Origin of the sequence: Priestia sp. BR_2, from assembly GCF_041954005.1 — a bacterium.
Taxonomy (GTDB): domain Bacteria; phylum Bacillota; class Bacilli; order Paenibacillales; family Paenibacillaceae; genus Paenibacillus_AQ; species Paenibacillus_AQ lautus_A.
The window spans coordinates 94,927-110,299 of the sequence record NZ_JAVFHM010000139.1 but is presented as its reverse complement, the minus strand read 5'-3'; the positions used below and the strand labels follow the sequence as shown (position 1 = coordinate 110,299).

Below are 15,373 nucleotides of genomic sequence, written 5' to 3'. Positions count from 1 at the left end.
ATATGCCGCATATGCTTACAGCGTGCAGACGCCATCCTGCCAGGAGGCCGTCTGCACGCTTTTTTTGTTATCGAATGCCCGCGGATGCTTCGCATTCCGGAACGAATGTTTGGTATAATACCCTTCATATAGAACATGAACGAAGGAGACCATCATGCCTCATACTATCCAAATATCCGTCAGGCCGCTGGTGGAATATGTCTTTCGCAGCGGCAGCATTACCTCCGGTTTTCGCACGGCGACGTCCCTGACCGAGGGAACCCGTGCGCATCAACAGGTACAGCGCGATTATGGCGAGAACGACCAGAAGGAAGTTCAGCTTGAAGCGGAGATTCCTTACGAGGATCTGCTGTTTGTGGTGGAAGGTCGCTGCGACGGCCTGATTCAAGAGGACGAGCGGATCATGATCGACGAGATCAAGTCGACCTCCGGCGATTTGGGCGAGATTACGGAGCACACGTACCCGGTTCATTGGGCTCAGGCCAAAATGTATGCCTATATGTACGCGAGGTTGCATGAGATTCCGACGATGGCCGTGAGACTGACCTACTTCCAGGTCCCGAGCGGAGAGCGGAAGCAGTTCGTGCAGGAATGGAGCTTCGCTCAGCTGGAATCCTTTGTGCTCGAGGTTGTGGCGGCCTACGCGCCTTACGCCAACCTGCTGCGGGAGCATGGCGAGCGGAGGGACCGGAGCATCCGCGAACTGAAGTTTCCGTTTCCCGCCTACCGCGAGGGACAGAGGAAGCTGGCCGGAGCCGTGTATAAAAGCATCGGGGAAGGACGAAGATTGTTTGCCAAAGCCCCTACGGGCATCGGCAAAACCATATCCACGCTGTTTCCTTCGGTCAAAGCGATCGGCGAGGGCCTGTTATCCCGGATTTTTTACCTGACGGCCAAGACGATTACCCGAACCACCGCGGAGGAAGCCATGGCGCGCATGGAGCGTCAAGGGCTCTGCATGCATACGGTCACGCTGACGGCGAAGGACAAGATCTGTTTCAGCGAAGCGGAAGGCTGCAGCCAGATGGGCTGCGTGTTCTCGGAGGGCTACTATGACCGGATTAATGACGCCATACTGGATTTGCTCTCGAATGAAACGTTGATCACGAGGCCCGTCGTTGAAGAGTATGCCCGCAAGCATACGGTGTGCCCGTTTGAATTCTCTCTGGATGCCGCGTACGCCGCCGATGCCGTCATCTGCGATTACAACTACGTGTTCGACCCGCGCGTCTCCTTCAAGCGGATGCCGGAGGACGTGAAGAGGCGCAGCGTGCTGCTCATTGACGAGGCGCACAACCTGGTCGACCGGGCGCGGGGGATGTTCTCGGCCGAGCTGAATAAGTCCGCGTTCCTGGAGCTGCAAAGGGCGTACAAAGAGAGCAATCCCGGGCTTTACAACACGGCGAAGCGGGTGAATAACCGCTTTAAGGTGCTGCGCAAGGTCAGCGAGGAGGAAGAGCGGATCGTCGGGTCCCAGCAGCCGGAGATGATGGTCGAGCTGCTGGAGGATTTCTCGCTCCAGGCAGAGGCCGAACTGATGACCGGCAAGAGCGGGGATGAGGCCGATGCGCTTTTGGAATGTTATTTTGCCGTGCAGGGGTATCTGCGCATCTCGAAGCTGTATGACGACCGCTTTGTCACGTATGCGGAGATGAGCGGGAGCGAGGTGTTTCTCAAGCTGTTTTGCCTGGACCCCTCTTATTTGCTCCAGCAGGCGGGTAAAAACTACCGCTCCAGCGTATTTTTCTCGGCAACACTCATGCCACTCGGATACTACCGCGACATGCTCGGAGCCGAGGAAGAGGATTACAGCCTCTCGATTCCCTCGCCCTTCTCTTCCGAGCAATTGGATGTTCGGATTTTGCCGTTATCGACGCGCTTCAAGGATCGGGAGCGCAATCGCGAGGCCATCGTTCGGATGCTGAGTGCACTGGTTCAGGAAAAACCGGTGAATACCTTGATCTTCCTGCCGTCCTATCCCTACATGCAGGATATTCATGAGGCGTTTGCCAGAATGAATCCGGAAGCCCATACCTTGCTCCAGGGGCATGGAATGAGCGAGGAGGAGCGGGAGGCGTTCCTGAATGCATTCCAGGCGGATGCGGAAGATCCGCTGATCGGCTTTGCCGTGATGGGCGGTATTTTCTCCGAAGGCATCGATTTGAAGGGAGAACGGCTTTCGAGCGTCGTGGTCATCGGCGTAGGATTGCCGCAGCTATCCTTCGAGAATGATATCATCAAGGATTATTTTGATCGTACCGGCAAGAGGGGATACGATTACGCCTACGTGTACCCCGGCATGAACAAAGTGCTGCAGGCCGGAGGGCGCTTGATCCGATCCGAGCAGGACAGCGGGACGCTGACGCTCGTCGATGACCGCTTTCTGAATCGACAGTACGGGATGCTGCTGCCGGAGGAGTGGAGGCATTACAGGCGCATCTAATTTTTACATGGGATGTTGACACCTGGAAATGCGAACCCTATAATACGGATATATTAATTAAGCTGAAGGAGGCTGATGTCAAATGGTTATGATGCATAGTGGATGGGTCGCATTGACGTTGGTCTCTTTGGACGGGAAATTCTAATGGTAACCGGGGTGTAAGGCATTGGGTTTAACATGTCTTCATCTCCGTACCTAAGAACCCGCAGGAGACCGTGCTTGGTATCCTGCGGGTTTTTTGTGTCTATGCAAGGCTCCGGTATGATCTTTGGCGGTTTGGCCGCCGAGGATCGATGCCTTCTTCCTGCATAGTCTCAGATCAGCCGCGGATACAAATCTGCGGTTTTTTTTGTGTTTGATCATTTGTTAACAACCAATCCAACAACGATAAGGGGATATCACGAATTTGACGAAACAAGACATGACAACGTTGCAAGCCTATGGATGGAATGAACATTGGCGTTTGATGGCCGCGCAGATCCCGAAGCAGGACAAGGCGCTGGTGCCGGCCCGCATTACGGCCCAATTCTCGAAGCAGTACCGCATTATCACCCAAGAGGGTGAGCAGACGGCCATTGTCACAGGCAAGTATGAATACGAAGCGGGCAGCAAAAGCGACTTTCCCGCAGTCGGCGATTGGGTCATGGTGGAGCCGCTGCAGGGCGAATCCCGTGCCGTCATTCATCATCTGCTGCCCCGCCAATCCGCCGTCACGCGCAGGGAGGCAGGAAGCGTGCCGGATGAGCAGATCATTGCGGCCAACATGGATACCGTGTTTATCATTAACGCGCTCAACAAGGATTTTAATGTTCGCCGGATTGAACGCTATCTGATTGCGGTCTGGGAGAGCGGTGCCGCACCGGTCGTGCTGCTCACCAAGGCGGACCTATGCGAATCGCCGGAAGCGTACGTCGCGGAGGTAGAGGCGGTTGCTCCGGGCGTGCCGGTCCATGCGGTAAGCTCCCTGATGGATCAAGGGAAGGAGCAGCTTGGAGAGTATCTGGTGCAAGGGAAAACGGTCGCCATAACGGGTACCTCCGGTGCCGGCAAATCGACGCTGCTGAACTGGCTGTCCGGCCAGGAAATGCAGCGGGTTCAAGGGATACGCGAGGAGGACGCAAGAGGACGGCACACCACGACGCACCGGGAGCTTTTCGTGCTGCCGGGAGGCGCGATCATGGTGGATACGCCGGGCATGCGGGAGCTGCAGCTGTGGGATTCGGAAGAAGGCTTCGAGGCGACCTTCGCGGATATTTCCGCGCTGGCGCAGCAGTGCCGGTTCCATGATTGCCGTCATGAAACGGAGGCCGGCTGTGCGGTCCGGGAAGCGCTGCAGGACGGAACGCTGGATGCAAAGCGATATGCGAATTACAAGAAGACGGAGCGGGAGCTGGCCCATATCGCCCGCAAAGAGAGGGTAAGCACCCGCCGCCAGAACAAGAGCTCGGGCAAGTCGTCGCGCAAGGGCGACCGAGGCCGCAAAGGGGCATATCAGCAGCTGCTGTACGATGATGAATAATGGATGTTAAAGGAAGGCCGGAGTCGATTTGACTTCGGTCATCTTCCGGGTATATAGTTAGGTAACCAAATAAATTGGCAATCTATCTATTTATTCGAGCCGTTGCCGAGAAGAGGTGGACCATGGCGGAGGATCAACATCCAGATTTACATAAAGAAGTGAACGGGAGCGAGGACCAACATTCGCGGGAAGGACCATGCATGAAGGGCGGCAGGCGGGAGGACAGCGTTGCCGGCAGGCTCTTGTACAGCATTCGCATGTTCCACAAGCAGGAATGGGATCAGCACTTGATTTCAGGGTATACACCCGGCGAGATCCGCGTTCTGATGGGACTCAAACATCATATCGAGCCCGATGGCCCCGGCATGAAAGTGTCCGAGATCAGCAGCATGATGAATGTTACGTCGCCGACGATCACGCAATTCATCAATGCGCTGGAGAGCAAAGGGCTGGTGGAGCGGGTGATGGATGCGCAGGATCGGCGTGCGGTCCGCGTGCAGCTGACGGAGGAAGGGAACCGCGTTGTCCAGCAAACCTATCAGAACGTCAAGAACAGCTTTAACGAGCTGGTGGATTTCCTCGGGGAAGAGGACAGCGTCAAACTGACGGAGCTGCTGACGAAGGTGTACCATTTTCATGAACAAAAACGCAAATCGAACGAAACGACATCAGACAACGAGTAGGGGTGGGGGATTTGTTAAAGCTGTTTCACTATATGAAACCGTACCGGACAGCGGTCATTTTGGTCCTGCTATTCACATTTTTCCAGTGTCTGTCTGATCTGTACTTGCCTACCTTGATGGCGGACATCGTGGATATCGGCATCGTGAAGGGAGACGTCCCTTATATTTGGCGCGTGGGCGGCTTCATGCTGCTGGTTGCGGCGGGGGGCATGGTTTGCTCTATAGCCGCGAGTTATCTCGCATCCAAATCGGCTACCGGATTCGGGAAGATTCTTCGCGGGCGCGTGTTCTCCCATGTCGAGAATTTTACGCTGCAGGAGTTCGACAAGATCGGCACGGCCTCGCTGATTACCCGTACGACAAACGACATTACGCAGGTGCAGCAGGTTACGATCATGATCCTTCGCATGATGGCGATTGCGCCGATGATGTGTATCGGGGGCATCGTGATGGCCGTGTCGAGAGATCCCGGACTGACAACGGTGCTGTTGATTGTCCTGCCGGTTCTGGCACTTGCTATTTTCCTGATCGCCAAAAAAGGCATTCCGCTCTTCAAAGCGATTCAGGTGAAGATCGATACGCTGAGCCGGGTGCTGCGGGAGAATCTGACCGGAATCCGGGTCATCCGTTCCTTTAACCGGATGGACCATGAGACGGTCCGCTTTAACGACGCGAACGAGGACCTGACGGCCACTTCGATCAAAGTCAATAAAATCATGGGGGCGATGATGCCCGTCATGATGCTGGTCATGAACTTTGCCACGCTGGCGATCGTCTGGTTCGGAGCCCACCGCATAGATGCCGAACATATGAAGGTCGGCGACCTCATGGCGTTTCTCCAATACGCGATGATGATCATGTTCTCGCTGATCATGCTATCCGTCATGTTTGTCATGATTCCGCGCGCCCAGGCATCGGCGGTCCGGATCAATGAAGTATTGAACATGATGCCTGAGATCCACGATCCGAAACAGCCGCGCAATGCCGGCGTGTTGCAGGGATCGATCGAATTTCAGGATGTGACCTTCTATTATCCCGGCGCGGAGGAGCCCGCCATATCCGATATCTCCTTCCATGCCGGGCCGGGCGAAGTCACGGCGATCATCGGCGGAACCGGCTCGGGCAAATCCACGCTGATCAGCCTGATCCCGCGTTTCTATGACGTGACGTCGGGACGGATTCTCGTCAACGGGACCGATATCCGCGACATGACGCAGGAGGATCTGCGGAACCGGCTCGGATTCGTGCCGCAGAAGGCGCTGCTCTTCACCGGGACCATCGCGGAGAATATCCGGTACGGCAAAGAGGATGCCACGGACGAGGAGATCCGGCATGCAGCGAAGGTTGCCCAGGCCGCCGATTTCATCTCCTCCATGGAAGGCGGTTACGATGCCGAGATTTCGCAGGGCGGCAGCAACGTATCCGGCGGCCAGAAGCAGCGGCTCTCGATTGCAAGGGCGCTGGTTCGCAGACCCGAGATTTATGTGTTTGACGACAGCTTCTCGGCACTGGATTTCAAGACGGACGCCAATCTTCGCGCAGCGCTTCGCGAGGAAACGACGGAGGCCACCGTTTTGATCGTTGCTCAGCGGGTCAGCACCGTCATGGACGCCGACCGGATTATCGTGCTGGACGAGGGACGCATTGCCGGCATCGGCACGCATGAGGAGCTCATGGCTTCCAGCGATGTGTACCGCGAAATCGTCACCTCGCAGCTGTCAGAGGAGGAGATCGCATGAGTGAGAAGAAACGGGGAGGACATCCTCGGGGACCGGGCGGTCCCTTTGGCGGCGGCCCGCACGGGCCCGGGATGCCAGGGGAGAAAGCCAAGGACTTCAAAGGCACGTTTCGCCGGTTAACGCGATATCTCAAGCCGCATACCGGCAAGCTGCTGATCGTCTTGATCGCAGCGATCCTCAGTACGATATTCAGCATCGTGAGCCCGAAAATATTGGGGGATGCCACCACGATCCTGTTCAAAGGCTTCATCGCTAAGATGCAAGGCGTGCCAGGTGCCGGGATCGATTTTGACGCCATTCGGACGATCATGCTCTGGCTAGCAGGACTATATCTCTTAAGCTCGCTGTTTGCGTACATCCAGCAGTATGTCATGGCCGGCGTGGCTCAGCGAACCGTATATGATTTGCGCAAGGATGTGTACAACAAACTCGGCCGCCTGCCGCTTAAATATTTCGACGCCCGCACGCATGGGGAAACGCTGAGCCGGGTGACCAATGATATGGACAATATCAGCAGCACGCTTCAGCAGAGTTTGACGCAGATGATTACGTCCGTGGTCACGCTGGTCGGCGTCATCGTCATGATGCTCACGATCAGCCCGCTGCTGACGTTGGTGGTTATTCTGACCCTCCCGCTCAGCGTGGTGGTGACCATCATGGTTGCCAAGCGCTCGCAGAAGCATTTCGTGGCCCAGCAGAAGCATCTGGGTCAGCTGAACGGACATGTGGAGGAAATGTACACCGGTCATAAAGTAGTGAAGGCTTTCGGCCGTGAACGGCAGTCCATGGCGCAATTCGATGAGGTTAACGACAAACTCTATGATGCCGGTTGGAAAGCCCAGTTTATATCGGGCACCATCATGCCGCTCATGAGTTTTGTCGGCAATATCGGATATGTGATCGTCAGCGTCGTCGGCGGTGTTTTGGTTACCCGCCGGGCGATCGAGATCGGGGATATTCAGGCCTTCATTCAATATTCTCGCCAATTTACGCAGCCGATTACTCAGCTTGCGAACATCGCAAACGTCATTCAATCCACCGTAGCCTCGGCAGAGCGCGTGTTCGAAGTGCTGGACGAGGAAGAAGAGGTGTCCGAGCATACCGCTCCCGCCGAGCTTAAGCAGCCGCTTGGCGACGTGACCTTCGAGAACGTGAGCTTCGGCTATAAAGCGGACCAGCTTCTCATCGAAAATATGAATGTGGACGTGAAGCACGGCCAAACGGTCGCGATTGTCGGTCCGACCGGTGCAGGGAAGACCACGCTCATTAATCTGCTGATGCGGTTCTATGAGCTGAACCAAGGCAAAATTACGATAGACGGCACGGATATTACGGCTCTTCGGCGCAGTGAACTGCGCAGCCTGTTCGGAATGGTGCTGCAGGATACCTGGCTCTTTAACGGGACGATCCGGGATAATATCGGATACGGACGGGAGGGCGCCACGGAACAAGAGATCATCCGGGCGGCGGAAGCGGCTCACGCGGATCATTTCATCCGGACGCTTCCGGAGGGCTACGATACCGTTCTGAACGAGGAAGCCTCCAATATATCGCAAGGGCAGAAACAGCTTCTGACGATTGCGCGGGCCATTCTCGCCAACCCGTCGATTCTCATCCTTGATGAGGCCACCAGCAGCGTGGATACGCGGACGGAGCTTTATATCCAGAAAGCGATGAATGAGCTGATGAAGGACCGGACCAGCTTTGTCATCGCGCATCGGTTGTCCACGATCCGGGATGCCGACCTGATTCTGGTCATGAACAAGGGCAGCATCATCGAGCAGGGAACCCATGAAGAGCTGCTGTCCCAAGGCGGCTTTTACGCGGACCTGTACAACAGCCAATTCAGCGAACAGCATGAAGCCGGATAACGAGGCAAGGAAAGCTATGACAAGAAGACCCCTTCGATTGCGAAGCGGGTCTTCTTTTGTTGATTAATCGCTCGATAACAAAGGGTAATAATAGAAGCAAGCCAATCAGGCACGGATCAGAGGGAGGCGGGAATGATGTATCATCGGGCTTTGTTGGTGTATAACCGCAGTGCGGGTCAGCAGGAGACCCTGCAGCAGCTTGCGGCTGTCATCCCGATACTGGCGGAAGGCATCAAGGAGCTGGTATTGTTTCAGACCTCGGCGCCGGGAGAAGGGGAAGCCGTGTGCAGGGAGCAGGGGGAGGCGTATGAGCTCATCCTGGTTATGGGGGGAGACGGGTCGGTCCATGAGTGCGTGAACGCCATTGCCGCGCTGGAACAACCGCCCCTTATCGGGATTCTGCCCGTGGGGACCTGCAACGATTTTGCCCGCTCCATGAATCTGCCGGTCGAGCTGACATTGGCAGCTCAAGCATTAATGATGGGACAAGTCCGCGCATTGGATATCGGCATGGCGCATGACAGGGTGTTTACGAATTTCTTTGGCGTCGGGCTCATAACGGCCACTTCCGAGAACATCAACCCCGATCTGAAAGGAGCGCTTGGCAGGCTCAGTTATTTCATCAGCATGCTGCAAACCGTGCGATCGGCCGAGCCGTTCTCCTACAGGATGGAATATGACGGCCATTCCAGTGAAGGTGAAGCGATTATGATCTACATATCGAATGGCCGATACTTGGGAACCCGCCCGCTGCCTTTTACATTCGATTCGTTGACGGACGGTTTGCTGGATGTGCTCATCATTCGCGAAGCCGGACTCCCCCTGTTAAAAGAGCTGCTAAGCCGTAAAATCGAAGGGGAGTGGAAGCCTGCCAACGAGAGCATCTCGTATGTGAGGGCCGCTTCGATCAAGTTGATAACGGATGGGCCCATGAAGGCCGACACGGACGGGGAGATATATATGGAGACGCCTGCGGCCGTATCCGTCAAGCCGCGCCGCTTAAGGTTTTTGACAGGCTCGGAGTAAGCCGGCAGGCATATTTGATATTGCAATTTCATATGGTTCTTTTATAATGATGTTTATGTTTATATCTTTAAAGGGAGCCATGATCATTATTGAATAAGTCCGAACTGAACCGAATTACGCAAGAGCTTCTACGTCGGTCGGGCAGCAGTGTCACCGTGGAGATGGAGGCGTATTTTCCAGGGGGCCGGTTAATCGGCGGAAAATATGTGATGCATTCGCACAGCGTGACGATGTATACCGAAGTCATACGCCAGCAGTGCTTGCAGCTGTTTGGCACGCTTGAGCCGTTCCATGCCTATTTTGCGGTGGTATTCGCACATGAGCTGGGCCATTCAATGGACATGACCCTGACAGAGCTGTGCGACCGGATGGATCAAACGGTGGATGAATGGGATCAGAGGCAGCTCGCGCTTCAAATCGAGGAAAATGCTTGGAATAACGCCATGCCTTGGATCCAGGATATCGATCCCGATTTCATACAGGTCATCGTGGATCAGTCGCTTGCGGCATACCGCGAGGAGCTGGCGCCGGAAATCGCTTAGGCTGTCGTGCAAAGAGCATCTTCGCCATATCAAGACACAGGCACCCGTCAGGGTGCCTTTTTGAATGTAAGAATAAATCTGCAGAGATTTGCCGTCCGATTCCCGCAGGAAATACGAATATCGCAGGTGATGTATAAAAAGAAGTGAAGCCCGGTGGCTTCACTTCTTTTTGGTTTAGGGTCCTCTTAAGGCGCGGTGGGCTGGGATTATTAGCTCTCCGGGTCCAATTGCTTCAACGGCTCAATAGCCGGTCCTTCCAGCACCTCGCCGTTATGGCGGAAGCGTGATCCGTGGCAAGGGCAATCCCATGAACGTTCGCCCTCGTTCCATTCCACCTCGCAGCCGAGATGGGTACAGGTGGTATCCACAAGATAGAGGTTTCCTTGATCATCCTTATAGGCCCCGGCACGCTGCCCGTTATGGCGGACGACGGCGCCTTCGCCTGGCTTCAGTTCAGTAATATCGGCGTGGGACATTTCGAACTTGCCGGCAACGAAATCCTTCGCAACCATGGCATTTTGCGCGACGAATGTTTTGATGCTCGGGTCTGCCTTGAAGCGGGACGGGTTAAAGACGTCGGCATAACGGTTATCTTTCTCCAGTATTTGATCGCAAATGATCTTCGCGGCCAATGTTCCCGTTGTCATCCCCCATTTCCGGAAGCCTGTCGCGACAAAGATCCGGTCCTGATTGGACGTGATCGGCCCGATATAAGGCATGTTGTCCAGCGTGATCAGGTCCTGGGTCGACCAGCGATAAGGAATGGCGGAAGCGCCCAACAGATTTCCTGCAAAAAGCTCCAGGTTTTCGTAATGCTGATGGGTACAGATGCTGCGTCCCGTCGGATGGTTCTCGCCGCCGACGATAACCAGCTCCTCGCCGTTATAGGTAGCCGACCGCAGGGAACGGGTCGGCTGATCCACGCTCAGGAACATCCCGCCGGGATAAGCGGTTTCGGGTTTGACGGCAACCGCATAGGAACGTTCCACATGCAGCCGCGTGAAGTACAGCCCTTTCCCGTCATAGAACGGAAAATGAGACGCGGATACGGCGTGGTTGCAAGTAATCCGGTGGCCGCCCCGTTTGGTGAGCAGCGTGATCGGTCCGTCGGTTTCGACTTTTTCATCCATGGTCGTATTCTCATAGATTCGTCCACCGAGCTTCAGGAATTGTTCCGTCAGATGCTTAAGATATTGCAGGGGATGGAACTGATATTGCCCCGGCATCTTGATCGCTCCACGGACGGGCATAGGCAGAGGCAGGCTTTCCTGCCATTCTCCCGGGATGCCGAGCTTCTCGTAGGCTTTGATTTCGTCCTCCAGCTTGGAGAGGTATTTGTCTTCCGTTTGAGCGTAAATATAGGCATCCTCCAGCTTTAGCCCAAACTTCTCCTCGTCTCCGCCAACAATGTCCCTAATGAATTCAATCGCTTCCCGATTCCCTTCGTAATAGAGCCTTGTCTTCTCATCCCCGAAATGATTCAGGAATTCATGATAAATCAGCCCGTGCTGGGCCGTGACTTTGGCTGTTGTATGACCGGTGGTCCCGTTCAGGATTTGCCCTGCCTCGATCAGCGCGACATCTTTACCTGCCTTGGCCAGCAGATAAGCGGTCGTGATGCCGGTTATGCCGGCCCCGACTACAGCCACATCCGTCTCGATATCTTCGGCCAAGCGGGGAAAGGCAGGCAGTTCAGTTGTAGCTACCCACAGCGACTCCGGAAATTGCGGCAGTTCCTGATGCGATGAATTGGATGGGTTCATTCACGATTCCTCCTTGGTTACTATGGGGATCACCCATAAACTCAGTCTCTTGTCTTCATTATTACCACCTGGGAATGATTAGAAACTATGCCGATGGGATGGAAAGATGCTTCTTGAAGTTTTCTGGAGGATTGTAAATATTTTGGGACATTTGTGCAGAACCTAGGGAAACCAGCGGAAGTTCACGGAAATATAAGAAGATGGGGGATGGTATCATGACGAGCGAACAGTATTTGAACGCGGACCAAGCCAAGAACTGCCTGAAGGAGCAGCTTAACCGCATCGGTGATATCGAGCAGCGCGAACTGAAGAACGAGGGTGAACACGCGCTGCTGGTCTATTTAAAAAGTATGTGCGATCCTGCCATGATCAACGATAATTTGATTAATCGCTTTTATGAGCTGAATTCCTTGCACTTATACGAGCAATTCATCCGCTCCTTTCCATCGAGCATGGAGCCGAAAGATGAACAGGAATTGCTGCGCAATATACTGAGGGGCTGCGTTGCCATATTCATACGGAACACCGTGCTTCTTTTTGACGCCGTCTTGGTTAATGCTAGTTTCATCCAGCCCGCCAGTACGGAGAACGTCATTCAGGGACCCGATGATTCGTTTACGGAGAATATCGAGGTGAACCTGAACCTGGTTCGCCATCGATACCAAACCACCGATTTGAAGACGGAATTCATGACCGTCGGCAAAATATCGCAGACCCGGATCATCATTATGTACGATGCGCTCAAAGTCGAAGAGACGGTACTGCAGGAGCTTAAAAAGCGATTGTCCGAACTCAAAGCGGATATTGTGCAGTCGGCATCCGAAATCGAGAGACATACGATGCACCCCAGATTCCGGCTATACCCGACGCTGATGCTGACTGAACGCCCTGACCGGACCGTATTGAATATATCGCAAGGAAAGATTGCGGTATTAATGGATTCAACGGGGTATGCGCTCCTGCTGCCGGCCATATTCAATGATTTCTTTACCGCGATGGATGATAAAATCCAGCTTCCCCCGATCGGCTGGTTTCTCAAGGCCATCCGGTATATCGCCTTGTTTGTAACCGTGCTGATGCCAAGCTTTTACGTGGCATTCACCTCTTATAACCCGGAGATATTGAGGATGCAAGTTACGCTTCTCATTGCGGGAAGCCGGGCCACGGTGCCGTACCCGTCCTTCTTCGAAGTGATCTTTATGCTGCTCGCGATGGAATTTCTGACGGAGGCCAGCGTTCGGCTGCCCAAAGCGATTGGACAGACCGCGACCACGGTCGGGGGTCTCATTCTGGGAACCGCCGCTACGGAGGCCGGACTGGTCAGCAACATCATGATCATTCTGGTGTCCGCGGTTGCCATAACGAATTTCGTCATCCCGATCACGATGATGAGCTCCGGCATCCGCGTTACGAAGTATCTGTTCATCGTGCTTGCCACCTTCTTCGGCTTGGTTGGCATCGTGTTGGGTGTGGTGGCCATGATCATGTACCTCACGAGCCTACGGTCCTTCGGCAAACCTTACTTGAAGATGTTTGCCGTGGATCGGAACAAGAAAGGAGACCAGCGAAGTGGTTAGAAACAAATATTTTTATTACCTCTTCCTGCTCAACGCAACCATCAACCTGATTAACTATGTCCCCCGCATCTTGATTACGGATCGCTTTGACGGTGCGCTGATGTCGATCCTCGTATCCATCCCGATCGGGACCCTGATAATGTTCGGCTTCATCAAACTGATTCAGAAATTTCCGGGGCAAGGGCTGCCGGAGATTTTCCAATCGGTGATGCCGAAATGGATATCCGGCGCCCTGCTTGTGTTATACGGACTTGCGTGGTATTTCTCCAGCGTTATTACCTTGGCCAGCTTCATGGATATTACCAACCGTTACATCAGTCCGGACGTGTCTCCCTATATCGTTCTGATGGGATTTCTGGTGGTTGTGGCACTTAGCGCCAGGCTCGATTCCGAGTCGATTCTTTACGGGTTGGAGATGATTTTGTACATTACCGTCCCCCTGATTGCTTATATGTCATGGCGCGTCTTCAGCAATCCGTATTTCAGCTGGGATGCCGTAAGGCAGATCATTACCCATGCCTGGAATTTACCTAATTACGGGACGGTTGCGGCAGCAACCTATATTTTTACGGGGTACATCAACATGGTGGTTTTTAACCGGATCTTTCACCAATTCAGAGTTCGTCATATTTGGGCGATCATGGTAGTCAGCATCATGACCCTTCTCGTTTCAATGTTCGCGCCCATCGGGATACTGGGAGCTGCAGGTGCCGGGGGACACGTGTATCCTGCCTTTTCGACGATAGACGCACTCCGGATCCGTTATTTCATCATTGAACGGATGATTTATGTCTTCTACGTGGTGTATATGTGCCTTTCCCTCGTGAATTCCATCATACACTGGCATGTTGGCAAGGAATTGATCCTGGGAGGCTTCGGTTTAACCGGGGATAAGGGCAAATCGATGGATAAAAAGCGGAAAATCGAATGGTGGGTCCTGTTGCTCTTTTCGCTGATTACATTCGGGACGTCGTTAATTGTGAATCAATACATATTGAACGATATGGCGATCGTATTCCTGGACGTCCGGTTCTTAGGAGAATTCCTGCTTATTGCCCTGTTAATCTATGCGGTATGGAAGAAAAGGAGGAAGAGAGCATGAATGGCCTGAAACGAGGGCTGCTCTGTGTCATGTGCTGCTCTTTTTTGTTTCTGTCGGGCTGCGAATTCCGGGATATCGATCTCAGGCTCTTCGTGGTGTCCATTGGCATTGATGTTTCGGAGAATAACCCTGAAATGCATCGGTTCAGCTTCAAAATCGCCATTCCTTCGGGCGATCCGAAGACCGGGGACAAAAAATCCCTGCTCATTACGCAAGAATCGACAAGCATTGCGGAGGCGATCCGGGGGGTCAAATCCAAAGTCGATAAGGAGCTCGACTTCGGTCATTGCAAGGGAGTCATGTACGGCGAGGCTTTCGCGCGGACAGACATCAGCAAAATTCAAGACTGGACCGTTCGGAGGCGGGACATGCAGCTGCTCATGTATCCGGCTGTTGCCGTTCCTACCGCAGAAGCCGTATTGAAAGCGGAGCCCCCTACGGAGCGGATCGCCGGAAACGCCATATTTCTGGCGCTCAGCGAGGATGGCACCGAATCTCCTTTCATCTCGAAGACCTATTCCTTCGATCTGACCCGGCGAATGATGGAGGAGGGGGAGGACCCGGTTATGCCCGTCGTGGAAACGACCGAAGACGAGGTGCTGAATATCGATAAAGTAGCCCTGATGGACAAGAACAAAGTGAAGTTCATTCTGACCCCGGATGAAACCAGGCTGTACAATCTGCTGGACCTTCGGAATTTAAGCACGAATTTCGGAACGAAGATTGACGGCAAATTGCTTGAAGTGAACACGGACAGAACCCGGGCCAGATATAAGATCGTAACGGATATACGGGGGGAAGAAACGATTGATTATAAGATAAGGATCACGGCGATATTGGAGGAGAAGGAGGATCCCGCACAGCTGGATCCCAAGAATCTGCATAAGATCGAAGCGCAATTCAGCAAGGAACTATCCCAAGCGGTCAAAAGCGTTCTGGAGAAAATTCAAAAAACAGGGCTGGATCCGCTGGGTTTCGGCCTCCGGTATGGCGGCACGCATTGGAACAACCGGACGGAGATGGAGGAATGGGCTGCCATTTATCCGCATGCCAAGTTTAATGTGTCGGTCAAGGTAAAAATAAAGTCTACCGGCTACAAACGCTAGGC

The 15,373-nt window shown here is 53.9% G+C and carries 12 protein-coding genes; 10 read left to right on the top strand and 2 right to left on the bottom strand.

The features are described from left to right. Window positions 1-15 precede the first annotated feature (15 nt). Window positions 16-156 (bottom strand): hypothetical protein, encoded by a 141-nt coding sequence (locus tag RB298_RS05655; protein WP_155989813.1) that lies wholly within the window; start codon window positions 154-156, stop codon window positions 16-18. On the opposite strand from RB298_RS05655, the gene RB298_RS05650 reads away from it, so the two are divergent. The 7 genes from RB298_RS05650 (at window position 155) to RB298_RS05620 (ending at window position 9,823) form a co-directional block, all read left to right on the top strand. Then, window positions 155-2,443, top strand: a complete 2,289-nt coding sequence (locus tag RB298_RS05650) for an ATP-dependent DNA helicase (protein ID WP_375121519.1) — start codon at window positions 155-157, stop codon at window positions 2,441-2,443. The two genes, RB298_RS05655 and RB298_RS05650, sit on opposite strands and share 2 nt — an antisense overlap. Window positions 2,444-2,849: 406 nt before the next feature. After that, window positions 2,850-3,962: a ribosome small subunit-dependent GTPase A gene (gene rsgA, locus RB298_RS05645; protein WP_375121518.1), complete on the top strand. Its 1,113-nt coding sequence runs from the start codon at window positions 2,850-2,852 to the stop codon at window positions 3,960-3,962. 122 nt (window positions 3,963-4,084) lie between these two features. Continuing rightward, window positions 4,085-4,645 carry a MarR family winged helix-turn-helix transcriptional regulator gene (locus RB298_RS05640; RefSeq protein ID WP_375121516.1) on the top strand — a complete coding sequence of 187 codons (561 nt, stop codon included), beginning with the start codon at window positions 4,085-4,087 and terminating at the stop codon, window positions 4,643-4,645. Between the two features lie 11 nt (window positions 4,646-4,656). Beyond that, window positions 4,657-6,384, top strand: a complete 1,728-nt coding sequence (locus RB298_RS05635; RefSeq protein WP_375121515.1) for an ABC transporter ATP-binding protein — start codon at window positions 4,657-4,659, stop codon at window positions 6,382-6,384. Then, a complete protein-coding gene (locus RB298_RS05630; protein WP_096775804.1) occupies window positions 6,381-8,255 on the top strand; it encodes an ABC transporter ATP-binding protein in 1,875 nt (624 codons plus the stop codon). The genes RB298_RS05635 and RB298_RS05630 overlap by 4 nt, the downstream gene beginning before the upstream one ends. A gap of 132 nt (window positions 8,256-8,387) precedes the next feature. Continuing rightward, window positions 8,388-9,281 carry a diacylglycerol/lipid kinase family protein gene (locus RB298_RS05625; protein WP_176502500.1) on the top strand — a complete coding sequence of 298 codons (894 nt, stop codon included), beginning with the start codon at window positions 8,388-8,390 and terminating at the stop codon, window positions 9,279-9,281. Between the two features lie 89 nt (window positions 9,282-9,370). Then, window positions 9,371-9,823, top strand: coding sequence for a hypothetical protein (locus RB298_RS05620; protein WP_090909828.1), 453 nt, complete (start codon window positions 9,371-9,373; stop codon window positions 9,821-9,823). Between the two features lie 209 nt (window positions 9,824-10,032). Here RB298_RS05620 and RB298_RS05615 read toward each other — a convergent pair whose 3' ends face one another. Beyond that, complete coding sequence (locus RB298_RS05615) at window positions 10,033-11,586, bottom strand: FAD-dependent oxidoreductase (RefSeq protein WP_096775806.1); 1,554 nt, start codon at window positions 11,584-11,586, stop codon at window positions 10,033-10,035. 215 nt (window positions 11,587-11,801) lie between these two features. Between RB298_RS05615 and RB298_RS05610 the strand changes: the two genes are divergently transcribed. Genes RB298_RS05610 through RB298_RS05600 form a run of 3 tightly spaced genes read left to right on the top strand, consistent with a single transcriptional unit; the run spans window position 11,802 to window position 15,371 of the window. Beyond that, window positions 11,802-13,163 (top strand): spore germination protein, encoded by a 1,362-nt coding sequence (locus RB298_RS05610; RefSeq protein WP_096775807.1) that lies wholly within the window; start codon window positions 11,802-11,804, stop codon window positions 13,161-13,163. Beyond that, entirely contained in the window at window positions 13,156-14,265 is a 1,110-nt protein-coding gene (locus RB298_RS05605) for a GerAB/ArcD/ProY family transporter (RefSeq protein WP_096775808.1), read from the top strand. Before RB298_RS05610 ends, RB298_RS05605 begins: the two co-directional genes overlap by 8 nt. Then, a complete protein-coding gene (locus RB298_RS05600) occupies window positions 14,262-15,371 on the top strand; it encodes a Ger(x)C family spore germination protein (RefSeq protein ID WP_375121512.1) in 1,110 nt (369 codons plus the stop codon). The genes RB298_RS05605 and RB298_RS05600 overlap by 4 nt, the downstream gene beginning before the upstream one ends. Window positions 15,372-15,373: the final 2 nt, after the last annotated feature.

What these genes read in the sequence shown, in the direction of transcription:
- RB298_RS05650 (WP_375121519.1), top strand. Translation starts at nt 155, where the DNA reads ATGCCTCATACTATCCAAATATCCGTCAGGCCGCTGGTGGAATATGTC.
- RB298_RS05655 (WP_155989813.1), bottom strand. Translation starts at nt 156, where the DNA reads ATGATGGTCTCCTTCGTTCATGTTCTATATGAAGGGTATTATACCAAA.
- RB298_RS05640 (WP_375121516.1), top strand. Translation starts at nt 4,085, where the DNA reads ATGGCGGAGGATCAACATCCAGATTTACATAAAGAAGTGAACGGGAGC.
- RB298_RS05630 (WP_096775804.1), top strand. Translation starts at nt 6,381, where the DNA reads ATGAGTGAGAAGAAACGGGGAGGACATCCTCGGGGACCGGGCGGTCCC.
- RB298_RS05625 (WP_176502500.1), top strand. Translation starts at nt 8,388, where the DNA reads ATGATGTATCATCGGGCTTTGTTGGTGTATAACCGCAGTGCGGGTCAG.
- RB298_RS05615 (WP_096775806.1), bottom strand. Translation starts at nt 11,586, where the DNA reads ATGAACCCATCCAATTCATCGCATCAGGAACTGCCGCAATTTCCGGAG.
- RB298_RS05610 (WP_096775807.1), top strand. Translation starts at nt 11,802, where the DNA reads ATGACGAGCGAACAGTATTTGAACGCGGACCAAGCCAAGAACTGCCTG.
- RB298_RS05600 (WP_375121512.1), top strand. Translation starts at nt 14,262, where the DNA reads ATGAATGGCCTGAAACGAGGGCTGCTCTGTGTCATGTGCTGCTCTTTT.